This window comes from Pseudobacteroides sp. (assembly GCF_036567765.1).
In the GTDB taxonomy this organism is placed as follows: Bacteria; Bacillota; Clostridia; order Acetivibrionales; family DSM-2933; genus Pseudobacteroides.
Genome location: NZ_DATCTU010000004.1, coordinates 166,611 through 191,995, shown reverse-complemented (window position 1 = coordinate 191,995; position 25,385 = coordinate 166,611). Strand labels below are relative to the sequence as shown.

Genomic DNA, 25,385 nt, shown 5'->3' with positions numbered 1-25,385 from the left:
AGAAACCTTCTATTTTTGTACAAATGCTTGAATTTTCTGTGTTACGCAAATTTTTGAATTGGAATGGAGCGTAGCGTAATGGAGATTCAAAAATTTGCGGCCGCTGCTGTAAACATCTCAGGAGTCTTGTATCCATTGCTTGCATGTAACCTTTTCCTGCGGTAATAAATCTCTATGTACCAAAATATCGCAGCCCGGGCTTCACCGCGTGTCTTAAAATGCTGTTCATTTAGTCATTCCTGCTTCAATTTTCCCCAGAAACTTTCCATTGGTGCATTGTCCCAGCAGTTACCTTTCCTGCTCATAGAACAAATAAAATCATGCTTCTTTAAAAGTTGCTGGTATTCATTACTACAATACTGGCTTCCCAAATCCGAGTGTATTAATACTCCCTTCGGGTTGGCCCGTCTGCCTCTTGCTTGGTTTAGGCACCTTATAACAAGATCCTTTGTCATACGTTCACCCATTGCCCATCCAACTACCTCATGCCCACACAAATCAACTATGCCAGCTAAATAAAGCCATCCTTCATCAGTTGGTATATATGTTATATCACTTACCCATTTCTCATTAGGATTTTTAGCATAAAAATCTCTGTTTAGTATGTTTTCAGCCACAGGTAAATTGTGGTTAGAGTTTGTTGTAGCTTTGTACTTCTTCACTACTTTAGACTTCAAGCCATTATTCCTCATTATCTTTGCAACTGTTTTTCGATTTACTGGTGATTCTGGTTTGCTAAGCCTTTCTGCTATTTTTGCAGACCCCGGAATCTGCTTATTTTCATAAAACTCTTCTTTACAAGTTCTGTGAGATTTCTTTCCCTAATACTTCTTTTACTCTCTGGACGTTTATCCCATGCATAATAACCGCTTCTTTTAACTTCAAGCACTTTGCATAGCTTCGCTATCCTGTAATTTGACGATTCAGCTTTAATAAACTTGTATATTTCTACTTTTGATTTTTTGCGAAGTAAGCTGCCGCCTTTTTTAATATCTCATTTTCTTCCTTAAGCTCTTTAATTTCCCTTTGTAGCTTTTTAAATACTTCATCTTCTGGTTTTATATGACCACTACCAACAAATGGCTTCTCACTGTTTTTACTGTATCTTGATACCCATCCATATATTGTTGTATCTCTTATACCTATTTCTTTGGAAACAAACGATACTGTTTCACCACCTTCAACTATCCTTTTACATATCTCAGTCTTATACGCCTGGTCATAAACTTTTCCCATCTCCGACACACCTTCCTTTTGTTTTATTATACCCTATGTTCCATGTGTCTACAAAATGGGGTATGGGTCAGGTAAATATATCCTCCTATTTGTATTCCAATAAAATGTAGAGCGAATATTTCAAAACATATAGTTTTAAGCAGAATAATGTGTTATTATATCAAAAAAAGAAAAAACTAAAGATGTTTGATGCTGAAAGTATCAGTATTATGAGCATTAGGGCGGGAGGTAACTAGAATGGAAAATATAAGAAGTATCGGAGTGCTTACAAGTGGTGGAGATGCACCTGGGATGAATGCTGCCATTAGAGCAGTAGTAAGATCAGGTATTCATTATGGTTTTAAGGTAATGGGAATTCGCAAGGGTTATAATGGTCTTATCAATGGGGATATATTTGAAATGTCACTAAGAAGTGTATCGGATATAGTTCACCGTGGAGGTACAGTGCTGCAGACAGCCCGCTGCTTACAGTTTAAGACAGAAGAAGGAATTCAGCAAGCTGCTGCCATGGCCAGAGTATTTGGGCTTGATTCTATTGTAGTAATTGGCGGAGACGGATCATTTCGTGGAGCAAAGGATCTAAGTGCTCATGGTTTGAAGGTTATAGGTATTCCCGGAACAATAGATAACGATATTGGCTGTTCCGAATACACAATCGGTTATGATACGGCTTTAAATACGGTTCAGGATGCACTGGACAAAATACGTGATACTGCATATTCTCATGAACGCTGCAGTGTCCTGGAAGTTATGGGTCGTAAGGCAGGCTATATAGCATTAAACGTGGGTATTGCATGCGGTGCAGAAGTAGTACTGTTGCCCGAAAAGAAGTTTGAATTTGACAAAGATATAATAAAACCTATCATCGAAGGCCGTAACCGTGGTAAGAAGCACTACATAGTCATAGTTGCCGAGGGTGTCGGTGGTGCATTGGATGTTGCAAAAGAGATAGAAAAAATAACAGGAATTGAATCAAGGGCAACTATACTCGGACATATTCAAAGAGGTGGAAGTCCTACCGTGTATGACAGAGTAATGGCAGGGAAGATGGGAGCTAAGGCTGTGGAGCTTCTAAAGGATGGTATCGGCAATCGCGTAATTACATTAAGGGATAACAGAGTTGTGGATATCGAAATCAATGAGGCATTGGATATGAAGAAAGAAATTGAAGATGATCTCATCAAGCTCAGCAGGATTTTGTCTCTGTAATATTTTTATGTTACCAAAATTAGTGAACATAAAACTCTGATATAAATCGACATGAGTTGTGGGAATATACCGAAATTTACTATAATTTACAAATTAATATTTTTATTCAATAATGTAGCCAGGAATGTTACTCTAATATTCCTGGTTTTTTTGTACCGTCTAGAAAAATATGGTTTTATGCTACATAACAATTTTCAATGACAACCATCTATGTTGCAAAAGCACTTGGTAATTTTGCTCTGTCCTGAATTTGTAATTTGTATGTATTTCTTTAAAATATGACATAATATTTACAATTTTCTACTAGTATGATAGTATTATGTAAATACTTTATTTTCATTTATTAGTAGTAATTGATAGTAAAACCTTGAAACATAATATTTAAATAACAATGGAAGGGGTGAGAAACAAATGAAATATTTAGATCTGTTATTTGAGAGGATAACAGAGGCAACAGGTATTAAAGATATAGGTTATCATAAAATTGAAGATGGTAGATTAAAGCCTATTTACAAAACTAATACTGACATCCTTGGAATTGAAAAATGGAAGAAAGTCCATGCTGAAAACCCTGTTTATATCAGTGAAACTGAAATGTTATTGCAGGTTATAAATACAAAGAAGCCTGTATTTATAAATGATACTAATAATGATCCGCTTTCAGCCAATGCATTTTTTCTTTTTGGGGTTGACAGTATTATTGTTGTTCCAATTATCAATGAAGATAAAGTTGAAGGTATCATATGTATAGTATCAATCGGTAAAGTTCGTGAATTTAGTCTTAAAGAAGTTTCAATATGTGAAAGTCTTGTAAATGAACATCTAGGGCATCTGCTTAGTATCTAAATTAAAAGTGTTAATAATCTTACATGTATCACTTTTAATCTAATATTTATCGCATAATAAAAAATATATAAAGAGATATACTATAATACTTTATGATTACATAGGGGTATATTCAATTGTGTTGCTAAATAGTTAAGAATCAACAATAACAATAAAGGAGTGCAACTAATGAACATATCCAAGGCTATTTTGGAATACCTTAAGTTGAAAGGTGTTGATTATGTGTTCGGTATTCCTGCCGGAACAATCAGCCCTATTTTTGATGCAATGAATGAAGTGGATATAAAACCGATAATAACAAAAAATGAAGCAGGTGCAGCCTACTGTGCAGCAAGGAACGCAAGTATTCTAGGAAAGCTGGGTGTCTGCTTTGGTGCTGGAGCCGTGGGGGCAAATAATATGACTAACGGAATAGCTGATGCTATGAGAGCCAAGCTGCCGGTGTTAATGCTTACCGGGCATGTGAACAGAAAGAACATCGGGAGAGGTGCTCTACAGGAACTGGATACAGAACAGATATTCAAACCTATAACAAAGTATAGTAAAACAATATTAGAGGAATCGCAGGTAATGCATGAACTTAAGAAGGCGATAGAGATTGCACTTACACCTCCTATGGGTCCTGTGCACTTATCTGTATCAGTAGATATTCAAAGTACAAAATTTGATGGGAATTTGGATGATTTACTTAAAGATTCTCATATAAAACCTATTAAGCCATATCCTGATTCTATTGAGAGGGCTGTTAAAATAATTAACAGTGAAACATTTGGGGTGATTCTCGTTGGAAAAGGAAGCAGGGGGCTTTCTAGCAGTATTATGGAATTGAGCGAACATCTTCAATGGCCTGTCATAACTACACCGTCGGGAAAAGGTGTAATACCGTCGGAATTCAAGCTGAACTTGGGGGTATATGGATTTTCAAGTTCTGATGCCGCATTTGAATATATCAGCCAAAGCAGCGTAAGTTGTATTATTGTACTTGGCTCAAGCTTAGGTGAATCATCAACAGAAAACTTTGATCCTTGTTTTTTTACCAATAAAAAAATAATCCATGTGGATTGGGATATAAAAGAACTTGGAAAAGTTTTTGAAACAGATGTTGGTATTAATGCAGACTTAAAGGATATTATACCAATCCTGCTTGAAAGGACTAGAAAGAAAAATATAGTCTTTACTCCACAGGAAATAAATAAACCCTATGAAAATAACCATACTGGCATTTCGCTAAGAGTATTTTTGGAAAAACTCCCCAAATTATTGCCCTCCGAAACAAGATATTTATGTGATCTTGGAGAGTTTATGAATTTTGTTATAAAGTATTTGCCCATACCCCAAGGTGGAGATTTTGAAATGAATATCGGTTATGCTGCAATGGGCTCTTCAATAGGCGGATCGTTAGGTGCATACTTTGCTGAGCCTGAAAAGCCAGTGGTTGTGTTTGCAGGAGATGGTTGCTTTTTTATGAATGGTATGGAAATTTTAGCTGCTAAAGAGTATAGGTTGCCAATTATATATATAATAATCAATAACAGTATGCTTGGTTTTGTGGAACATGGACATAGATATTTATTTGGAAGAAGCTTAGATGGATTTATTCAAAAGAGAATATCCATATGTGAAATGATGAAAGCTGCAGGAATAAAGAGTATTGAGATAAGGGATATTGAGGATATGGAGAAAATTCAAGAATGCATTTCAAATATGGATGGACCAGTGGTTATTGAAATAATAACCGATGGTTCTGAGGCACCTCCTATAATGGGAAGATTAAGAGCACTAAAAAAATAAGGTTATGTTACCATTAAAAACCTGTTAAAACAATAAGAATATAGAAGATATTTAAAGATATACTGTTTCATTTTCATAATTTCAGTCTTTTTTTAGCATTTAAGGAATAGACAAAACATCATATGCATGATAATATATAGGTGGTGTTATTACATAATACTGCCTTTATATTATTTCAAATCTTTAGTTCTTTTGTTTTCAAGCATAATTTGATAAAAATAATTTAATAAAATTGCTTTAACATGTTCTTTTAGTATAATAAAACAATCTTGACAAAATCATTTCATGATTTTTATACTTCTGCTGTAATGAAAGGAGAATATGGAATTGAGATCTATGAATATGAGAAAGCTTAAGCTTTTGTTTCTATTGCCTGTTTTTATTGTTTCTATTTTAGGAATATCACTTATGTCCCTTTCTTTACTTTCTTTCTCTCAGAAAATATCATTTATAACCAGCATTTCTATGATTTTTTTATTGTTGGCTATGTCTTTCTACTATTTTAAACTTTTAAGTCCTATGGCCAAGTTCGTTTTGGTACTTGACCATTTATCAAGCGGTAGCGATGATGTTAATATTGATGGTATTGGAAAAAATCAATTTGCTGAAATTGCACGGAATTTAAATGATGTTATGGCGAAGTTTAATAGAATTTTGAAAGAGATTGATGAAAACAGTTTCGTTTTTACAAGTTCATACGAAGAAATATTTAAGTCTTTTCAAGTATTAAATAACACAACTCAACAAATTTCTTATGCTATTACGGAAATTACAAAAGGAGTGACAGATCAGGTCATTGCAATTGAAAAAGGAACTGATTCGGTGAAAGGTATAATTAAAGGACTTAATGAGCTGTCAGTAGAAATGAACGAGTCGGAAAAACACACAAACGAAGCCAAAAACACAATAAATGTTGTTTATGAAGCCATCAAATTTAATCAAGTAAAAATGGAAGAATACAAACAAACATTTTCTAACGTGAGCGGTGCAATATCAAATATGTCAAACAATTCACAAGAGATAGGTATGATACTTGAAGTGATTAGTCAAATATCCGAACAAACCAACCTATTGTCCTTGAATGCAGCAATTGAAGCTGCTAGGGCTGGTGATCATGGAAGGGGATTTGCCGTAGTAGCGGATGAGATTAGAAAACTGGCTGAAGAGTCCAGTAAATCCGTAAAAGAAATAAACGATATAATTAAAGAGGTTAAGTCCGGTATTGAAATATCGGTAAAAGAGATAAACAAGTCAGAAATTGCAATTAAGGAGCAAGAAGAATCACTTAACGAGACAATTTGTATGTTCAATGAAGTTCGCAACATTGTTGAACAGTCCTCTAACAATGTTACACTTGTAACTGAGGCAGCAAATGTTCTTAGTAAAAGTGCAATCGTCGTAGGAGAGCAGTTTAGTGAGTTAGCTGCTTTTTCAGAGGAATCGGCAGCTAGCATGGAGGAGGTATCGGCGTCTACCGAAGAGCAGGTATCTACAAGTCAAATGATTTCAGAATGTACAAAAGAACTATTCAGTATTGTAGATAGCTTTAAAGCTATAAAGACTTAAATGAAAATAGGCTTCACTAAATTGATTATAATATAGCCAGAAGCAGGAACACCACAAAAAAGGAGGATGTTTATGCAAATTAAGGATAGTAGTGGTCTTTATGTAATTGATTTTGATGTGAACAAAAGGATTTCGGTTGAAAAAAATATGGGGTTATGGTCTAAGGAGGATTACTTAAGGTATCATAATGACTATGTTAACAAAATCGGACCGTTATTGGGAGGTAAGCCTTGGGCTAAGCTTGTTGATATTACTGAGTATAAAACTTCCGATATCGCGGATGTTATGGCAAAGCATGCAGAATGGATGCTTCAAAATAATGCGAGGTATGCAGCAATAATAGTAAGCAGTGCAATCGCTAAAATGCAAGTTAATATGGTTGTAAGCGGTAAATTTGAACAGAAGGCCTTTTCTACTCAGGCTGAAGCAATTGAATGGTTAAGATCCAAAGGATTTTGATAAAAATATAATAAAAATAACCGGCCTTTTGTTGAAATCATCGACAAAAGGCCGGTTATTTTTATTAAGTAAAATCCATTATTCTATAACTTTATCTTCAACCTGCACAGGATGTGCCTTAAAATACTCAAGCACATTATAGATTTGTTCTGCAGCTTCTGCACGAGTCATTTTAGCTTTAGGATTAAATCTTCCCTTGTCGTCAAGCTTTGCGATGCCGTATACCAGTGCTCTTTGAATTACTCCTTCAAAGCTTGATGTAATTTTATCCCCATCAGAAATATTTGCAGGACTAATTTTTATCATTGGCATATTTCTGTGAGTTTCCATAGCTGTAACAAGATAGTATGTAAATTCTTCCCGTGTCCAAGCCTTTTTAGGGTCGGTATCGGGAGGGATATTCAGCCCTTTGACGGAAGCTATGATAAGTGCATTGGAATACCAGGCCTCATTATTGGCTTTTGGAAAATAATCTGTTGCTTTTGGTGCCTTAATAAATCGTACATTATCAATATTAAGGTCAAGCACATTAACGATAAGCTGTATGCCTTCTGCTGCTGTAAGAATGCTTTTTGGTGAAAACAGCCCTTTACCGATCCCATTAATGTAGCCCTTTTCCTGTAGTACTATAATTTTCTCCTTTTCAACTACATTTGAAAGATCTGTGAAAGTACCTGCAGCGAAGCTGTATCCTGTCAACGTTAGTGTAAGTATGGCAGTTGTAGAGATGCAAACTATTTTTGATTTAATATTCATTATAATCAGGTATTTAAATAGATTAAAAGTGTTAATAATTTTCATTTCTATAATTTTAGACGGGTATAAAAAATAAAAGTTCCATGGAGTTTTATTATAAATTTGTGCAGTTTGACATTATATTCTGTTGGATTTATAATACATATGATATAGAGTAAAAAATTTGGAAAAGGGAGATTCCATATGAACGCTTACATCAATGCAGGAACTTTTTTCCTTGCAACATCGGTAGTTGTTCTAATTGCAATTCTGATTTTTGACCTCATAGTAAGGTACAAAGTCTGGGAAGAAATTCAAAAAGGAAATATGGCTGTAGCAATGTCAACAGGAGGTATTGTTGCGGGTGTTGCCAACATAATGCACTTTGCAATAATGTCAAATGATTCTATTTATAATACGGCTATATGGGGAGGAATTGGGACTCTTTTACTTCTTGTTGTGTATTTTGCATTTGAGCTATTGACGCCAAAACTTAACGTTAGTGAGGAAATAGGGAAGGGAAACCGTGCAGTAGGGTTTATTTCAATGATTTTTTCCATTTCCTTTAGTTTTATAATAGGTGCAAGTATTTCTTAAAGGGGATAAGTTATGTCTAAAGAAATAAATATTTATTTAACATTCAATTCGTGGATGGATGAAAGGCCTGATGCTATAATCCGGGGGATTGTTAAATTCAAGGGTGACAGTCATGTTGAGATTCAGGATGAAAACGGCTACACTCAAATAATAAATCTCGATAAGATATTTGCGATAGTTTATTGAGATGGGTAAAATATGATGAACACTGTAAATATGGAAAAAAGACTTAAGGACTATAACCCATCTGATATTTATAAAAAATGGTATGGATCAGAGGGGTACTTCAGCTGTTTTTTCAGATCTACACCATTTGTATCGCTAAAGCATTACCCGGATTTTGTTATAGATAAATCAAGGGAAGATGTCATTTTATTAAAAAAACAAATAATACAGACTATCGAAAACTATGATCTTAACAGTTCGCTTGTATTTGTTGAAGTTTCACTGGATAAGGCTATAGAGACAGCTTTTTATCTTTATAATGAGAAAGCTGTAAAGCCTGTATTTACCTTTAATCATATCTATCATTCCCATGGTATAATTGGTACCTTAAGAGAGATTAGTCTTTTGGTGCATTTAGGGCAGCAGCTTGAAGAAAAGAAAATATCAGGATGGGCATTTTTTATTGACAGCCATAGGTATGGGGAAGAAAGGCCGGAGGTATTAAGAAAGCTATTTAACAATCAGTATGAGCTTACTTATGATGACCTGCCGCCCGTAGAGATGCTGAAAGACCTTAAATACAAACGCATTATTTATATTTATGCGGGGGATATAAAGGAAGACTTGGATTATTACCTCAAATATATTAATGAAAATGGATTGGAAGTAATTAAATACAAGTTACAGGGGGAAGTATGAAAGAGGAAGATAAAGATTGCAAAAAAAAAGATTCTATATATAAAAAAGACAACGATAAAAATAATATAGAAAAAGTAAAATTTCTTTCTAAAAGGAACAAAGCTGCAGCACTCACTCTTGCAGTTTTTTTAACTGTCAGCACATCACTTACAGGTTGTGGGTGTCAAAATATTGAAGAAGAGGATGAAGAGGATGAATTTTATTACTCCGGAGGTGGCATTTACCATTCCGGGGGATATTATTTTTCATCAGGAGGTACCTACAGTGATGGTACCTGGAGCAAAAAAAGCATTACATCCAAATCAGGATATTCTTCAAAAAGAGGAGGCAGCATCGGCAGCTAAGGAATGAGCTAAGGAATGAGCTAAGGAATGATTGAAAAAATGAGCAAGCAAACAGCCTGTAATCAAAGAATACATACAGAAAACATATTGTTTAATTATTATATGGTCAGTTCCAGCAGAGAAAACCTTATTCACTCACAATTTCCATCATACCTTGAAAAAAGTGTCTACGAGGATATGGTTTACTGTACACAGGTTTTAGATAAGCTTGTGCTGAGGATTATTGAAAAAACTGCAGTAAATTGTGAGAAAATGATTTTTCAATACGGCGAATTTCCTCTGCATCAATCTGTTAAAAGCCTTGGCCGGCAAATACCGCCTTTTTTCTGGGTGAGGTACGATGCTTTTTTGAGGGAAGACGGGGGAATATTCTTTAGTGAATTCAACTATGATAAGCCATGTGCACAAAGGGAAATCATAATAGCAGGAAATTCGGGACCTGAACAAAATCCCAATTTGAATTTTTCAAAAGAATTTCAGAAGGCCTTTAAAAATTTGTGGGATGACTACGGAAACCATGTTAAAAACCCTACTGTTGCGGTGCTTGTCGATCCAGGCCACTACGAAGAGGTACATCTCGGGTTTCTCTATGGAGATTTGCTGAAACCTTTAGGATTTGAAACTATAATTGCAGGAGGAAAAAATCTTGAGGTAAGAGGGGATTGTCTTTACATATTCGATAAGAAGATTGATATAATTTTAAGACAGTTTCCTGTAGAGCATCTTTATGAGTGTGATGACATTGAGAAGGTTCTAGAGCTATATGATAAAAGGAAAGTCCTTATACTAAATGATCCTAGAGCAGTATTCGGTCAGACAAAGAGCCTTTTTGCATACCTGTGGGAAATGGTTGAAGGTAATGATCCCTTTCTGAGCCATGAGGAAATATCGGTTATCAGAAGAACAATACCCAAAACCTGCTTGTATAACCCTTCCTGTATGGAAGAGGTTATTAAGAACAAGGATGCCTATGTGATAAAGGCAGCTTACGGGCGGTACAGCCAGGAGGTCTATATTGGCTTGATGCACAGTGAGATTGAGTGGGCAGAGACTGTAAAAGCCATCAATAATTCACCCAAACTTCATATAATACAGGAGTTTTGCCCCATTCAAAAGCAAAATGTGATGTGCTTTAACGGGCAATATTATGATGAAACCCAGGCTATGGGAAATTACGGCATATATCTTGCCAATGGCAATTTTTCCGGTGTTTGTGTAAGGTGGAGCAGTGATTATCTATCACTTGATGAAACTGTTTGGAGCAGTCCCATAAGAATTCGTAAGTCTCCTTTTTATTTAATCAAGACTTCAAGTGAAGGAAGAAAAGAAAAGTGGAACAGTATTAATGAAAAAGCAGCCTTCATCCATGGTTATACAGGAGGATATACAGGTCCTTGCGAGTCCTTTACGATGGATTCATTGGTTATCAATAAGCAGCATTACAAAGAATTGGAAGAGGCATCGGAGAAGATATGGTCTGTTATTGAAAAAACGGTTGAATTGGTCAGGGAGAATTGCAATATATTCTGTCCTGTTTTAGGTATTGAAGACAGCTTGCAGGATCTGGTAACTCAAAGCATTACAGGCCATACGGCATTTATAGCCCGTCTTGATTGGGGTGTAGACCCCAAAGGGAATTGGCGTATGCTTGAAATTAACTCAGAAACACCTGCGGGTATTATGGAGAGCATAGTTTTAAATGACATAATAAAAAGTGAAACAGGAATAAAACTGAGTGATCCCAACAAACACCTTGTAAAGCTAATACGTGAAGCATTCTCGGGTATTGTAAATGATTATAATCAATATAGAGCAATAAGAAACATTGGTTTTGTAACACCTTCCTTCAGTGAAGATTGGTACAACACAAAGCTATTAAGTGAGTTTCTTAAGGATATGCCATATAATGTTTCTTTAGGGGAGATTTCCGGTTTGGAAGCTAAAGAAAAAAAGCTGTATCTTTATGGGGAGCCGCTAGATGCAGTTTATAGGTATTATCCTCTCGATTGGCTGGCTAACGACCCATATTTTGAGGGTGTCATAGAGGCCTTAAAGGAAAATTCGCCAAGCATTAATCCCCCTGTATCTTTTATTTCTCAAAGCAAGGCTTTTTTAGCACTGATTTGGGAATTGGCTGAGCAGGGATTTTATGAAGATGATGACAGGAAGCTTATTGATAAATATATACCTAAGACTTCACTTACGGCAAAGAAAATGAGGGGTACGGAAAATTACTGCATTAAGCCCTTTTTTGGAAGAGAGGGCCAGGAAATTACATTCAGCTTTTCAAAGAAAGAAAAAAAAGCAAATAACTGCATTTATCAAGAATGGATCGACTTGCAAACTGTGCCGCTGCAGCTTCATACAACTGTTTACTCAGTGCAGAACTCTGTATGTCCTATCTTTGGGACTTATATAGTAAATAGAAAATTTGGAGGAATTTATACCAGGGGCGGGAGCCGTGTAACTGATCATAATGCGGTATATATATCTACTTTTATAGATGAAGGAAAATATTGAAGAAATATTAAAAACGGGGTGGTTGGTTTTGAGTAACATGGAGAATAGAAGAACAAGACCTTTATATGATACCAGGCAAAAAAAGAAGAAGAGCATCCTTGGAAGGCTAATGCTGGTGCTTATACTAGTCCTTGTAATTGCGGGATTGACAAAGGTTGTAGATAATGCACTTGCAACAAGGAAATCATTTATGAAAGATGTCAAGGTATGTAGTGCTGCTATCGGGTCAATTGTTGCAGAAGACAGCAAGTACTATGTGCAGATTTCGCCAGGAGCCGATATGCATGCAAATAATATAAGTCTATCAAGTGATGATAGATGGATTGAGGTAACTTATTCCTTTTATACCAGACATAAAAGAAATGATGCTGTGGGTGTGTTGATGGGACACTATGATGTTTTTAAAGAAAAGCTTATTGGAAGTGAAATGGTTTTAGAGAGAAGTCTTTGGACCTTAGATGAGATATACGATTCTTTGGAAGAGGCAAAAGGCAAGAACGAATACCATAAATATACCTCCCTTTCATCTATTGAGAAAAAGAAATCCTTTGAAAGCGGAAATTGTTATTTTAAAATAAGGAACGAAGACAGGACATTTACGTTAAAGGTCAATAAAGAAGATTATGATAAATATAAAGAAAAGCAAAAAATATATTGCCAGTTTGAAAAATACGGGGATTTTGTAAAGCTCCTATCTTTGGCAGAACAATAATATAGGGCTTATAGCCCTATATTATTGTTCTCTTCGTTTTTTATAACGTCAACAAAAAGATCTTTTAATTGGTCCTCAGCAGAACAGCTTTGCTGGTAGAACCAAAACTTTACCTTTTCTTCAATTTCCCTGTCAGAGCCTTCTGCCTTATGAGGGTAAACAGCTACCACCTTGTTGGTTTCCTTATCTCTGAGGCCGATCTTTTCAGCATCGCTAAATTTGCTCATAAAAAATCTCCTTTTAAAAACGCTTTATATATGGATGCAGAACTGATATAACTTTACAGTCCGATATTTATATATATTGGTTTAAAAGGTGCAATTTTATACGGAATACTCTCCGTCACCTGAAAAACATAAATACTGTTGGAAAGGTTATTGATATGATTGCCAGGATAATTGAACCTATACTCGAAAGCTTATTTTTTTTCCATTCATATCTTGCAAAGCTCAATAAGTAGAATAAAGGTAATAACAATAAAGCTATTAAAATATATTTCATATCCGTTAACCTCCTTTTTTCCCTTCCGCCGGCCACATTTCGGAGCTTTTGAGCACTGTTCCCGCACGCCTTATTATAAAATCTATCTGAGTATTTACCTTCGCATCTTTAAACCTTTTTAGCCAGTTGTAGTCCTCCCATTCGGGAATTGTAAGAAAGTGCATTGCAGCAATTGAGCCAAATTTAAATACATCGGAATTTACATCCTGGCATTTTTTGATTGTCCTGTCAAGGTGTTTTTTTATTTGTCTTTTTACTGCATCCTCAAGCACCGGTTTCAGTTCCATGCTTTCGTAATCTATAGTGCTTTGAATTGCCAATATGTCGCCCTCCAAAAATATTTTTACATCTATAGTTGGATTGCCTTTCTCAAAACGAACTTTTATGTCAGGACTTTTTTCACGTCGGACATCCACCATTACAAATTTACCTTCCTCTTTTGGGTCTTTTTCTACATAAAAACCCCGTTTAAATTCATCCCTCACCATTAAAAGTGTCCGGGTTTCATCACCGTTTAATTCACCCACCATTTTACCTCCGTCAAATACAGCAGTGCCGAGGAATTCTGCCCTGCTGCCTCCTTTTCTCACAAGTTCACCTGCGTAATAATCTCCGCTGGTCTTAAAGGGGGTCTTGCCTGTTCCTTCACCCTCTTTAAACTTACTCTCGTTATTTAACGCTGCAAGTATTGCGATTGGCTGGCTGTAGGGAGATTTAGCGGCATTGAGCATTTCACCGTATGTAGCAGTACTGAAAAATCCTGTGATATCTGCCTGGTCTATCATGTTTTGCTGTTTTTTTGACAGTGATGAACTTATTGTTGTTGTATGCTCACTAAGGAATTCACTTGCAGAACCCTTTGTCACAATTACATTTATTTGTCTTCTTACCTGGCGTCCCCTTATAAAGCCCGTGATATAAGAGTCAATTCCTTCTCTTGCAAGGCTTTCGGAAAAAACCAGGTATTTGGTATGCATATAATTTATCTGCCTTGACATGAATGAGTTAAGCATGTTGACACCTGAGTAGAAGGATGGACAGTCTATTGTGATAGTTTCAATATCACTTGCCTGGCCTCCTCCGCTTCCGCCTGATCCTCCGCCTACTCCTTTTCCGCCTCTCATGCTGGGTGCCTGTATGGTCATACGAAGTTTGTCGGATACTCCTTTTTCCATGCCGATGCTGTATACATAAGTCCACTCGGTTATTTCCTTAGCATCGAAGCAGGAAGTCAGCGATACCAACGGTAGTATACAAATCAATAATAATAAGCTGCGTCTAAACACTCTTTGAAACTCCTTTCTTCTTGCGGATAACTGCTATAATAAGTACAACCGTAGGCAGTCCTAGGGAAATGCTCCAATCATTTTGTCTAATAAATTGCACATATTCACTAATAGTGATCATATCCTCCGGCAGCATACAGACAGTAAAAACGATAACGGCTAATGGAATGATTGCGGGCCGCATGTCTTTTATTTTGAAGCTTTTGCAATAAGTTTTTACTAGGCAGTAAAATAGAAGGCTTATAGCTATAAGTGTCCCAATACACCATGTAAAAAGAAAAATCGGATCAAGCCTTTGGAGAAAACCCCCAATACGAATAACCCTGGACAACTCATACATCCTTGAGACAATTTCTTGAGAAGTTGCATAATTAAAAGCCATCATAGTTGCAAAAAGTGCTATGGAGACAATAAGCCCCGAAATGGTTAAAGCTGTATAGCCAGCCTTTTTTATATGGGATACCCCTTGCATAGATGTTGCTATTATACCTAGTGAAATAACTTCACCATAAAAAGAGCTTCTGCTGGCACCCGCAAGCAAGGTTTTGCCAAGCCCGTTTCCCAAAAACGGGAAGAGATTGTGATAATCATAGTTATTGAAGGCAAGAATAATAACAATTAAAAAACCGGCCAGAACATAAAGGCCAATAAGCCTTGCAGTCCTAGCAATACTCTCCAAACCCAGGAAACAAGAGATACAAACCATCATGAGGAACATACCGATGACAAAACTTGGTGGAGTCAAAGGGAGTGCATAGATCTTTAATACTTCTGCAAACTCACGCAGAAGCAAAGATGTATTTACCAGAAAGTATAACAAAAGAACCATTGAAGCGATAAAACCCACAATATGTCCAAGCGTCAGTTCAAAAGCGTCAATTAAATCCTTTCCAGGAAAGCGTTTAAGCAGTTTGTAAATAAAAGTAAAGCCCAGAATAGCTGTCGCAGTCGAGATCAATGTCATATACCACGATGCTGTACCAATAATTTTAGAAACATAGGTAGGGCTTGTAAAGTATACCTTTACACTAATTGTTATTGCAATCAATGCAATAGCCTCCTGAACCCCTATTTTACCCTCCCTCATTAAGTGTTTCCTCCTTTTTTCTTTTTTTCCTAATTTCTTGAGCTATTATCTTGCCTTTTTCCTGTTGGGTACATTTAAGTAATCGGGTCTTTCGTTTTGCTTCCGGATTGGATGCCTTATTATGAGGTCCGGGTTTGATCTGGACTTTGGAGCAACAGGTGAAAAGTAGGGTACCCCAAAAGATTTCATACTGCATAATATGCATGACAATAAAAACAACCCTAGGGAAATGCCGTAAAAGCCCAGGATTGATGCAAAAAAAATAAATAAGAAACGAATTATTCTTAAGCCTATGCCAAAAGAATAATTTGGTATTGCAAAACTCCCAAGCCCGGTTACTGCAACGATTATGATCAAAATAGGACTCACAAGCCCTGCTGCTACAGCAGCTTGTCCCAGTATCAATGCACCTATAATGCCAAGGGTTTGGCCGATAACTCCCGGAATACGGATTCCGCCCTCTCTTATAAGCTCAAAGGAAATTTCAAGAAGCAATATCTCCGCTACAGTTGGAAAGGGCACTTCTTCCTTTGATTTTGCTATGGATGCAAGAAGCTCAGTGGGTACCATTTCCTGGTGGAAAAGTGTAAGGGCTACATACATTGCCGGTAAAAAGGTTGCAACTAGTAAACCGAATATACGTATAAACCTTAAAAATGTACCGTATTGCCAGCGTAGCATTGAGTCTTCCGAGGTTTGTAACATATGGAAGAATGTAATAGGTACAACTAGGGCAAAGGGCACACCTTCAGAAATGATGGCAACTTTTCCTTCAGTTATAAAAGATGCTACCCTGTCAGGTCTTTCAGTAGTTAATCCCTGAGGAAGAATCATAAAGGGATTTTCCTCAATAAACTGCTCAACCATGCCGTCCCCCATTACAAAGGCCGCATCTATGTCGTTTATTCTCCTCTTGACCTCCTTGACTACCTCCTGGTTTACAATACCGTTCAAATACATAATACCCACGTGTGCCTGGTTTGTATTTCCAACCTTAATCATTTCGGTGATAAGGTTTTTGTTCTTTATGATTTTTCTCACAAGGCTAAGGTTTGTGCGGAGATTCTCAGTAAATGCTTCCTGAGAACCCATGACCACGTTTTCAGTAATGGGTTTTCCGACACTGCGTTTCTCATAACCTCTTGTGCTCATCACAAGGCATTTTTGGGAATTTTCCACAAATAATGCGGTATTACCGCTTAGGATATTGTAGTTTATGGTTTTCCAGTCATTGGCTGAAGCAATTTCATGTGCGGATATAACATTTTGCTCAATATAGTCCAAGATATCTGAGTTGGTATCATTTTCTAAATACCCATGGAAATTATGTGAATCCATAAGGGGACGAATTAAAAAATTGCTGATGTAGTTTTTATCCACCATGCCGTCAATATACACAATAAATGCACTAAACTTTTGGGCAGCCTTAAACTGCCTGATCATGATATCAGTATTGTAAGGTATACCAAACTCCTGTTTGATAAATTCCATGTTCGAGTTTAAATCAAATGAAACTTTTCCTTCCTCAGTCTGTACAAAGGAAGTGCTCTCTTCATTTTTCTGCTTGTTCCATTCATCAATGCTTAGAGGTGTTTTTGTAGACTTCTGATGCTTTTTTGTATCTTCCTTGGTTTTTATATCCTCATAAGCCTGACTGTCTGTTTTGATGTCTGCAGCTTCCGGTATATTGGTGCGTTCAACACCCTCATATTTGCCCTCTAGCAGTTCAAAGTCCCTTTTATCATTAGGTTTGTATGTAAGAAAACCCATCATGGTATTAAAAATTCCAGTCAAAGCCTCACCCTCTTTCAGAAAATATTACAAATATTGCATAGATAGCGAACTGTATATTAACAAGTTTTATAGTTTGTTATCCATATATGCGGAATGGTATCTATAGATTTTTGACAATGAATATGAAAATTAAACATAGGGGGGAACAAAATCATTGAGATATTCGTCAATAATAAGTATAATAACCATATACATACTATAAAAGGAGGGGAATGTTGTGGAGCTTGAGCCAATAAAGAAGTACAAACAACCCCGATATCCTCAAAAATATGCTATATTGGAGGATCCAGATCTTTTAAAGAATATACCCAACAGGTGGAGAACAAATGTTTATGTATGTATTGCAGCCTCAACACTTCTTGCAATCGGTCTTTCAGGCTGCGGAAAGCTGGCAGCGGAAGAAGCCGGTTCTGTTACTGACACTATATATGCGTCACCAACCAGCAGCCCATCTCCGGTGACCACAGTTTCTAAGGAAGCCAAAGCACATGATCAAGTTGCTGCTCCACCTATTTTCAAGTATGGTGACGGCATTGGGAGCTTTGGATGTGTTTCTGTAGCACCGCCTGTGTTTTTATCGGAGGAAGAGGCTTATAAGGTTGTAATTGATGAGGCTGAGAAATATGGAATTAAATTTTCAAGAAATGATTTAGTCATAAAGGATATGGAAATACCAAGCACAAAGGCTTATCCGGTTTTTGACAATGCCAATAGCAAGAAGGTCAATTCAATAAGCGGAGATCTTACTGTTGACGGATATGACAATGACAGAAAAATAGGCTTTGAATTTGTATCCAAGGAAGATTATACAGCTTGGAAGGCTGATCAGGGCTATGCGAGCACTGTTGAGCAATACCTTACATATGATGCTGCAAAGGTATTGAGAGAGGGACTGGTAAAAGAGAAATCGGATGTTTCAATTGGAGTGTTTTATGATCCCATGGAACCTACCTCGGAAAAGTTAAAGGGGGATATAAACTTAAATGATTTCTCTGAGGAAAAGTTAAGAATAGAGGCAACTGATAAGCTTAGGGAACAAGTTAAGGATTTTTTTAGCTGGCTTAAAGCACAGGGGATTATATAAATAGTGGAAGTTGTTTTTTGATCATGGATAAGCCAGGCAATTAGCGGAGGGAGCATAGATGCATATTACACTTCATCTCACTAATAATTGTAACATGGCGTGCAAGTATTGCTATGTTAACGGTAATAAAATAAGTACTATGAGAATGGAAACAGCTCATAAGGCGGTAGATCTTGCAGCTGAAATCGGAGGAGAGTCCATCGGAATAATTTTTTTCGGGGGAGAGCCCCTTCTAAAAAAAGATTTGATCTACGAGACTATAGATTATTGCAGATGGAAACAGAAGGACCAAAATTACAGGTTTCACTACAAGATAACAACCAATGGACTCTTACTTGATGAAGAATTTATCAGATATTCATTAAAAGAAAACCTTTTTATAGCCTTAAGTTTCGACGGGATTCAAAAAGCACATGATGCAATGAGGGTTGACAAGTCAGGGGAAGGTACATATACGAGGCTTATAGATAAGCTTAGAATGATTATAAATGAGAGGCCTTATGCACCGGTAATGCTGGTGGTAAGTCCCGGCACAGTGAAGTATTATTATGAATCTGTTGTCTTTCTTTATGAAAAAGGCTTTAAGTATATAATATGCTCCTTGGACTATTCAGGGGCATGGACCAAAGAGCACACGGATGTTTTGAAAAAGGAGTATAAGAAGCTTTCAGAGTTTTATTATGATAGAACAATTAAGGAGGAAAAATTTTATTTTAGTCCCTTTGAGGTCAAGATAAGCTCCCATATTAATTGTGACAGTTATGGCACTGAAAGGTGTGAGCTGGGTAAAAAACAGATTTCGGTAGCACCTGATGGCAGCCTTTATCCATGTGTTCAGTTTGTGGGAAACTCATTTTACAACATTGGAAGTGTATGGACAGGCATTGACGAATATAAAAGGCAGGAGCTTTTTTATAGAAACGAAGAGGAAAAGGAGGGTTGCAAAGACTGTGCCGTTAGAAAGCGGTGCAATCACCATTGCGGATGTCTTAACTTCCAGACAACAGGAAGCATTGACATGGTATCGCCTGTACTGTGTGCACATGAAAGGATTGTAATGCCTGTTGCAGACAGACTGGCTGAAAGGTTATATAAAAAAAGAAGCGAAATGTTCATACAAAAGCATTATAACGATATGTTCCCACTCATATCACTGATCGAAGATAAAACATGATCGACGTTTTTTCATATTTTTCTTTATTTTTTTATGGGATTATTATAAAATATGTATATTAAATGTGATTCTAATCACATTTAATATACATATCAATTTCCTAGTATAAATCCATAAGGATGGTCAGTACGGTAGGTATTGAAATTTAGAAAAGTGAGGATGGTAGAACATGGATCTTGGGACATTAGGGTCTCTCTTATTGACCCTGTTACCGATTGTGGTAATTTTGGGTATGCTTATTATCTGGAAAAAACCAGCAGATATAAGCGGTATTGTAGGTTGGTTGGTAATCTCGATAGTAGCAGTTCTCTTTTTTAAGACTTCATTCGAAGTCATAGGTCGTTCAACTATAGCTGGTATTATTAAGTCCTTTCCGGTATCACTCATAGTAGCAACTTCTCTTCTTCAAATGGCTTTTATGGAAAAAACCGGTGCATTAAAAAGAGTTATCATTTTTATCAAGACCATAGCTAGTGATAACAAGGCTGTACAGATAATGATGATAAGTATCGGGTTTGGTACACTTATGGTTGCAGTTGGAGCAACTCCTGTATCCATACTACCTCCCATTCTTATAGCCATGGGATACAGCACTTATGTTGCAATCGCACTTCCGGCTATTGGATATGATTCATTATGTACATATGCACTTTTAGGTGCCCCTGTAGTTGTTTTCTATGACATAGCTAACGGATTTATAAAGCAAAATCAATTGGGGCCGGAACTGACACTGGCACAGATAGGAAGCATATTCTTCATGTTCCTGCCGGTGGTTTCCACCATGATAGGATTTTGTATGTTGTGGATAGTTGGAAAGTGGAATGCTATTAAGCAAGGATGGCTTCCATGTATAATTACCGGGATTGTCATTGGTGTAGTATCTTTCTTTACAAATCGATTTGAAAATTTGGTTACCCTTACAGGTGTACTGTCAGGTTTGGCGGTAATTGCTGCAATGGTAATTTATCTCATAGTTACAGGCAAAAAGGTTATAGATAAAAGCAAGCTTTCCAAGGAAGAATTGGATTATGAGAAGAAATATCCTCTATGGAAAGCACTTACACCCTGGTTCTTACTTATAATTGTTATACTGGCATTAAACATGCCAAAGAGCATGTTTGACTTTTTATACAAAGAAATGACTTTACCCATTAAAGGGTTATCAGCAAACTTCAAGGAAGAAATTAAGACAAGGGTGCTGTGGAATGCTTATACGTGGATTCTTGTAAGCACAATACTTTCAATGATATTTATTCGCCCGACAGGCAAGCAGATAAAGGAAACGCTTTCAGTATGGAAAAAAAGGGCACCCAGACCGGTGTTTTCTGCGGCAATATTTTTTGCCATAGGTGAAATTATGAACATGTCGGGGTTTAGCATTGCAGACCAGAAGCAGGCAGTAAACAGTATGGTCCAGGTTCTTGCAAGCTTTTCATCCGACTTATTTAAAGGTGCATATGGAGCTGTAGTAGGATTTATAGGCCTCTTCGGCGGTTTTATAACCGGAAGTGAAGCCTCCACAATAGCAATGTTTGCCAAATATTCAATGGCTACTGCACAGAATCTGGGCCATGGAATAACAGGTCTTGTAATAATAACAGCGGCACTGGCATTTGGCGGCGGTCTTGCCAGCGTAATTTCGCCGGCGAAGCTGCAAAATGCTGCGGCATCAATAGACAAATTAGGCGAAGAGAACAAAGTTATTAAAGTAGCATTTGTATTTTCACTGATACTTACAGCAGTTACTTCTATATTTGCAGTTATTTTGTTAAACACTGTGAAGTCGTTAATATAAAGATTTAAAGGGGATAGGTATATGATTTGGAATAAAAATGCTGAGGTTTCAACCAGAAAAGACATGGAGGAGTTGCAGCTTCAAAGTTTAAAAACCGTTGTAAAAAGAGCTTATGAAAATGTGCCTTTATACAGAAACAGGTTTGATCAGATAGGCTTAAAGCCTGAACACATTGTAACCCTTAAGGATATTGAAAAGATACCTTTTACAACCAAGCTTGATCTAAGGGATAATTATCCATATAAGCTGTTTGCAGTTCCCATGAAGGAAATAGTAAGAATCCATGCCTCCTCTGGAACTACCGGCAAGCCTATTGTTGTAGGGTATACCAGAAGGGATATGGAAGCTTGGAATGAATGTGTGGCAAGGCTTATTGTAGCTGCAGGAGGAAACGATGAGGATATAGCCCAGGTAGTGTTCGGCTATGGTCTTTTTACAGGCGGTTTTGGACTCCATTACGGTCTCGAAAAGGTTGGAATATCCGTTGTGCCGGCTTCCAGCGGAAACTCTGAAAGACAGCTGATGCTGCTTCAGGACTTTGGAGCCACCATTATAGTAGGTACACCTTCATATGTGCTTCATCTATCGGAAATTGCAGAGGAGATGGGTGTTACAAAAGGCAAGCATAAGTTAAGGCTAGGTCTGTTTGGCGGAGAAGGCCACACTCCTGAAATGAGGGCACAAATAGAAAAACGCTGGGGAATACTTGCAACTGAGAATTACGGCTTAAGTGAAATTGTAGGCCCTGGAGTATCCGGCGAATGTATTCACCAGTGCGGCATGCATATAAATGAAGATCATTTCTATCCTGAAATAATTAACCCTGAAACAGGAGAAACACTTGCGTATGGGGAAAGGGGAGAACTAGTTCTTACAACCCTTACAAAAGAAGGTATTCCAATGCTTCGATACAGGACAAAGGATATTACCGTATTAAATCCCGAAACCTGCAAATGCGGAAGGACAACAGTAAGGATGAACAAAGTCTTAGGTAGAACAGACGACATGCTTATAATTAGAGGAGTTAATGTTTTTCCTTCACAGATTGAAAGCGTTCTCGTTGGTATGGAACATATAGGACCCCATTACCAGATAATTGTTACTAAAAAAGGTTATATGGATGCTATAGAAGTATTAGTTGAACTTATTGACGGAAGCGTCTTAGAAAAGTTCAGCGAGCTTGAAAAGCTTGAAAACCAAATAAGGCATAAGATCAAGACAACTCTGCAGGTTGATGCCAAAATCAGACTTGTGGAACCGAAGACAATCGAGAGGTCAATGGGCAAAGCAAAGAGGGTTATTGATTTAAGGAACAATTAATGTTATAAATATATTAATGATTATGTAAAACAAATTACTTTCAATATCAATGTATTCTTAAGAAAATAATATTATCTTTATAAACGATTTTAATCAGATGGGGGATTTTAATGAAAAAACTAATGCTTGGTAACGAGGCAGTAGCAAGGGGAGCATACGAGGCTGGAGTAACAGTCGCTGCGGCTTATCCCGGAACGCCCAGTACAGAAATTACTGAAAATATTGCAAAATATGATGAGATTTATGCCGAGTGGTCGCCGAATGAAAAGGTTTCATTAGAGGTTGCCATAGGTGCATCGGTTGCAGGTGCACGTGCTATTTGTTCAATGAAGCATGTCGGACTTAATGTTGCAGCAGATCCATTGTTTACAGCATCCTACACAGGTGTAAACGGTGGGCTTGTGATTATGGTAGCGGATGATCCGGGTATGCACAGCTCACAGAATGAGCAGGATAGTAGATTTTATGCCAGGTCATCAAAGGTTCCTATGCTTGAACCGTCAGACAGTCAGGAATGCAAGGATTTTGTGAAGGAAGCCTTTCAAATCAGCGAAAAGTACGACTGCCCCGTTATAGTGAGGCTTTCAACAAGGATTGCTCATTCACAAAGTATTGTTGAACTTTCAGAAAAAGTTGACTATAAGTTAAAGGATTATGTTAAAAATCCTGCCAAGTATGTAATGATGCCTGCCATGGCTAGAAAAAGGCATGTTGAGGTAGAAAAGAGGATGAAGCTTTTAAGGGAAGACTCAAACACGTCTTTCTTAAATAAAATAGAATGGGGCAGCAAGGATGTTGGAATTATAACCAGCGGTGTTGCATACCAATATGCAAGGGAAGCTTTCGGGAATGTATCCTACCTCAAGCTGGGGATGGTTTATCCTCTTCCTGAAAAACTTATCAGTGAGTTTGCCAAGGAAGTCAAGACCCTCTATGTTATTGAAGAATTGGAGCCTTTTATTGAGGATCATATTTTAAAAATGGGCATTAAGGTAATAGGCAAGGAACGCCTGCCTGTTATTGGAGAATTAAGTGCACAAATAATAAAGGAAAAAATCCTTGATATTAAAAATGATCAAGGTGCAAAAATAGAAGAAAATGTTCCTGTCAGACCTCCTGTAATGTGTCCGGGATGTCCCCACAGAGGAATGTACTACATCCTTAAAAAACAAAAACTTACAGTTAGCGGTGATATAGGGTGTTATACATTAGGGGCACTTCCTCCGACAGAAACAATGGATATGTGTGTGTGTATGGGTTCTAGTGTAAGCGGTGCCCATGGATTTGAAAAGGCAAGGGGTAAGGAGTTCGGCAAAAAGACTGTTGCAGTTATAGGTGATTCCACATTTATGCATTCAGGTATTACAGGACTTATCGATATTGTTTACAATAAAGGAAATTCCACAGTCATAATATTGGATAACTCCATAACTGGTATGACCGGACACCAGCACAATCCTACAACAGGTTTTACAATTAAGAACGAGCCTACAAGACAGGTCGACCTTGTAAAACTGGCAAATGCAGTAGGAATTGACAGAGTAAGGGTAGTTGATCCCTTCAACATAAAAGAGGTTGACAAAGTGGTAAAGGAAGAAACATCCGCAGATGAGCCATCGGTAATAATTGCTCAAAGACCGTGTGCTCTGTTAAAGGGTGTCAAATATGACGGACCTAAGAAGATAAACATGGAAAAGTGCAAAAAGTGTAAGCTGTGCTTTACTATAGGCTGTCCTGCCTTGGTTAATGTTGGGGACCATATTGAAATAAACGATGCATTATGCATAGGCTGTGAGTTATGTACTAAACTGTGCAACTTCGGTGCAATAGAAAAGGCTGGTGAAAACAATGGATAAACTTAATATAATGATAGTTGGAGTTGGCGGACAGGGAACATTACTTGCCAGCAGGATTTTAGGAAATGTTGCGATGAAGTTGTCCTTTGATGTAAAGGTTTCTGAGGTTCATGGAATGGCTCAGAGGGGTGGAAGCGTTGTAACTTATGTGAAGTTTGCAAAAAAAGTTTATTCTCCTATTATCGAAAAGGGGGAAGCTGATATAATACTTGCCTTTGAGAAGTTGGAAGCATTAAGATATGTTGAATATCTTAAAAACGGAGGAAGCTATATAGTAAATACACAAAGGATTGATCCAATACCTGTAATATTAGGAAAGGAAAAATATCCTGACAGTATTGTCGAAAAAATAAATGGGGTTGTAAATAAGACTATAGCCGTGGATGCTTTACCTATGGCCAGAGAATGTGGAAATATCAAGGCTGTAAATGTTGTTCTGTTAGGTCTGTTAGCAAAGGCAACAGGTATTGACAAGGAAATATGGCTAGAGTCCATTCGAGAGACAGTGCCGCCTAAACTTCAGGAAATAAATTTCAAAGCATTTGAAGCTGGATATGCTCTTGCAGTATAATTAATAAGAATAAGATTAATCAACTTTCATATGTATAA

The 25,385-nt window shown here is 37.1% G+C and carries 23 protein-coding genes and 1 pseudogene; 17 read left to right on the top strand and 7 right to left on the bottom strand.

From position 1 onward, the window contains the following. Window positions 1–86 precede the first annotated feature (86 nt). Window positions 87–1,245: pseudogene (locus tag VIO64_RS00890) on the bottom strand (IS3 family transposase). A gap of 228 nt (window positions 1,246–1,473) precedes the next feature. Here VIO64_RS00890 and pfkA point away from each other — a divergent pair. The 5 genes from pfkA to VIO64_RS00865 all read left to right on the top strand — a co-directional run bounded on the left by pfkA (window position 1,474) and on the right by VIO64_RS00865 (window position 7,107). After that, window positions 1,474–2,445 (top strand): 6-phosphofructokinase, encoded by a 972-nt coding sequence (gene pfkA, locus VIO64_RS00885; RefSeq protein ID WP_331914287.1) that lies wholly within the window; start codon window positions 1,474–1,476, stop codon window positions 2,443–2,445. Between the two features lie 411 nt (window positions 2,446–2,856). Beyond that, window positions 2,857–3,291, top strand: a complete 435-nt coding sequence (locus VIO64_RS00880; RefSeq protein ID WP_331914285.1) for a GAF domain-containing protein — start codon at window positions 2,857–2,859, stop codon at window positions 3,289–3,291. Window positions 3,292–3,459: 168 nt separating this feature from the next. Continuing rightward, a complete protein-coding gene (locus VIO64_RS00875; protein ID WP_331914283.1) occupies window positions 3,460–5,082 on the top strand; it encodes a thiamine pyrophosphate-binding protein in 1,623 nt (540 codons plus the stop codon). Between the two features lie 336 nt (window positions 5,083–5,418). Beyond that, window positions 5,419–6,648 (top strand): methyl-accepting chemotaxis protein, encoded by a 1,230-nt coding sequence (locus VIO64_RS00870; protein ID WP_331914291.1) that lies wholly within the window; start codon window positions 5,419–5,421, stop codon window positions 6,646–6,648. Between the two features lie 72 nt (window positions 6,649–6,720). After that, window positions 6,721–7,107 carry a hypothetical protein gene (locus tag VIO64_RS00865; RefSeq protein WP_331914281.1) on the top strand — a complete coding sequence of 129 codons (387 nt, stop codon included), beginning with the start codon at window positions 6,721–6,723 and terminating at the stop codon, window positions 7,105–7,107. A gap of 78 nt (window positions 7,108–7,185) precedes the next feature. Here the strand turns inward: VIO64_RS00865 and VIO64_RS00860 are convergent, their stop codons facing one another. After that, entirely contained in the window at window positions 7,186–7,863 is a 678-nt protein-coding gene (locus tag VIO64_RS00860) for an S-layer homology domain-containing protein (protein WP_331914279.1), read from the bottom strand. Between the two features lie 183 nt (window positions 7,864–8,046). Here VIO64_RS00860 and VIO64_RS00855 point away from each other — a divergent pair, with 183 nt between their 5' ends. The 6 genes from VIO64_RS00855 to VIO64_RS00830 are packed head-to-tail and all read left to right on the top strand — an operon-like array spanning window position 8,047 to window position 12,879. Beyond that, on the top strand, window positions 8,047–8,439 hold the full coding sequence (locus tag VIO64_RS00855) for a DUF350 domain-containing protein (protein WP_331914277.1): 393 nt from the start codon (window positions 8,047–8,049) through the stop codon (window positions 8,437–8,439). Between the two features lie 12 nt (window positions 8,440–8,451). Next, a complete protein-coding gene (locus tag VIO64_RS00850; protein WP_331914275.1) occupies window positions 8,452–8,625 on the top strand; it encodes a hypothetical protein in 174 nt (57 codons plus the stop codon). A gap of 12 nt (window positions 8,626–8,637) precedes the next feature. Beyond that, window positions 8,638–9,303, top strand: coding sequence for a hypothetical protein (locus tag VIO64_RS00845; protein ID WP_331914273.1), 666 nt, complete (start codon window positions 8,638–8,640; stop codon window positions 9,301–9,303). Continuing rightward, window positions 9,300–9,647, top strand: a complete 348-nt coding sequence (locus tag VIO64_RS00840; protein WP_331914271.1) for a hypothetical protein — start codon at window positions 9,300–9,302, stop codon at window positions 9,645–9,647. The genes VIO64_RS00845 and VIO64_RS00840 overlap by 4 nt, the downstream gene beginning before the upstream one ends. 27 nt (window positions 9,648–9,674) lie before the next feature. Continuing rightward, the gene (locus VIO64_RS00835) at window positions 9,675–12,167 is read left to right on the top strand and encodes a glutathionylspermidine synthase family protein (RefSeq protein ID WP_331914269.1); all 2,493 of its coding nucleotides are present in this window, start codon (window positions 9,675–9,677) and stop codon (window positions 12,165–12,167) included. 28 nt (window positions 12,168–12,195) lie between these two features. Next, the gene (locus tag VIO64_RS00830) at window positions 12,196–12,879 is read left to right on the top strand and encodes a hypothetical protein (protein WP_331914267.1); all 684 of its coding nucleotides are present in this window, start codon (window positions 12,196–12,198) and stop codon (window positions 12,877–12,879) included. A gap of 8 nt (window positions 12,880–12,887) precedes the next feature. On the opposite strand, the gene VIO64_RS00825 is transcribed toward VIO64_RS00830, so the two are convergent. From VIO64_RS00825 to VIO64_RS00805, 5 genes are all read right to left on the bottom strand, one after another. Continuing rightward, complete coding sequence (locus VIO64_RS00825) at window positions 12,888–13,106, bottom strand: hypothetical protein (RefSeq protein ID WP_331914266.1); 219 nt, start codon at window positions 13,104–13,106, stop codon at window positions 12,888–12,890. Window positions 13,107–13,221: 115 nt separating this feature from the next. Further along, a complete protein-coding gene (locus tag VIO64_RS00820; RefSeq protein WP_331914264.1) occupies window positions 13,222–13,380 on the bottom strand; it encodes a hypothetical protein in 159 nt (52 codons plus the stop codon). A gap of 5 nt (window positions 13,381–13,385) precedes the next feature. Next, entirely contained in the window at window positions 13,386–14,666 is a 1,281-nt protein-coding gene (locus tag VIO64_RS00815) for a Ger(x)C family spore germination C-terminal domain-containing protein (RefSeq protein ID WP_331914262.1), read from the bottom strand. Next, window positions 14,659–15,753 (bottom strand): endospore germination permease, encoded by a 1,095-nt coding sequence (locus VIO64_RS00810; protein ID WP_331914260.1) that lies wholly within the window; start codon window positions 15,751–15,753, stop codon window positions 14,659–14,661. Before VIO64_RS00810 ends, VIO64_RS00815 begins: the two co-directional genes overlap by 8 nt. Before the next feature lie 45 nt (window positions 15,754–15,798). Then, entirely contained in the window at window positions 15,799–17,547 is a 1,749-nt protein-coding gene (locus VIO64_RS00805; RefSeq protein ID WP_331914258.1) for a spore germination protein, read from the bottom strand. Window positions 17,548–17,764: 217 nt separating this feature from the next. Here VIO64_RS00805 and VIO64_RS00800 point away from each other — a divergent pair, with 217 nt between their 5' ends. The 6 genes from VIO64_RS00800 to VIO64_RS00775 all read left to right on the top strand — a co-directional run bounded on the left by VIO64_RS00800 (window position 17,765) and on the right by VIO64_RS00775 (window position 25,347). Continuing rightward, complete coding sequence (locus tag VIO64_RS00800; protein ID WP_331914256.1) at window positions 17,765–18,631, top strand: hypothetical protein; 867 nt, start codon at window positions 17,765–17,767, stop codon at window positions 18,629–18,631. A gap of 58 nt (window positions 18,632–18,689) precedes the next feature. Then, complete coding sequence (locus tag VIO64_RS00795) at window positions 18,690–19,805, top strand: radical SAM/SPASM domain-containing protein (protein ID WP_331914254.1); 1,116 nt, start codon at window positions 18,690–18,692, stop codon at window positions 19,803–19,805. Window positions 19,806–19,974: 169 nt separating this feature from the next. Next, on the top strand, window positions 19,975–21,600 hold the full coding sequence (locus tag VIO64_RS00790; RefSeq protein ID WP_331914252.1) for an L-lactate permease: 1,626 nt from the start codon (window positions 19,975–19,977) through the stop codon (window positions 21,598–21,600). A 21-nt stretch (window positions 21,601–21,621) separates the two neighbouring features. Then, on the top strand, window positions 21,622–22,920 hold the full coding sequence (locus VIO64_RS00785) for a phenylacetate--CoA ligase (protein ID WP_331914250.1): 1,299 nt from the start codon (window positions 21,622–21,624) through the stop codon (window positions 22,918–22,920). 110 nt (window positions 22,921–23,030) lie between these two features. Further along, window positions 23,031–24,776 (top strand): indolepyruvate ferredoxin oxidoreductase subunit alpha, encoded by a 1,746-nt coding sequence (gene iorA, locus VIO64_RS00780; RefSeq protein ID WP_331914248.1) that lies wholly within the window; start codon window positions 23,031–23,033, stop codon window positions 24,774–24,776. Beyond that, entirely contained in the window at window positions 24,769–25,347 is a 579-nt protein-coding gene (locus VIO64_RS00775; RefSeq protein ID WP_331914246.1) for an indolepyruvate oxidoreductase subunit beta, read from the top strand. The genes iorA and VIO64_RS00775 overlap by 8 nt, the downstream gene beginning before the upstream one ends. Window positions 25,348–25,385: the final 38 nt, after the last annotated feature.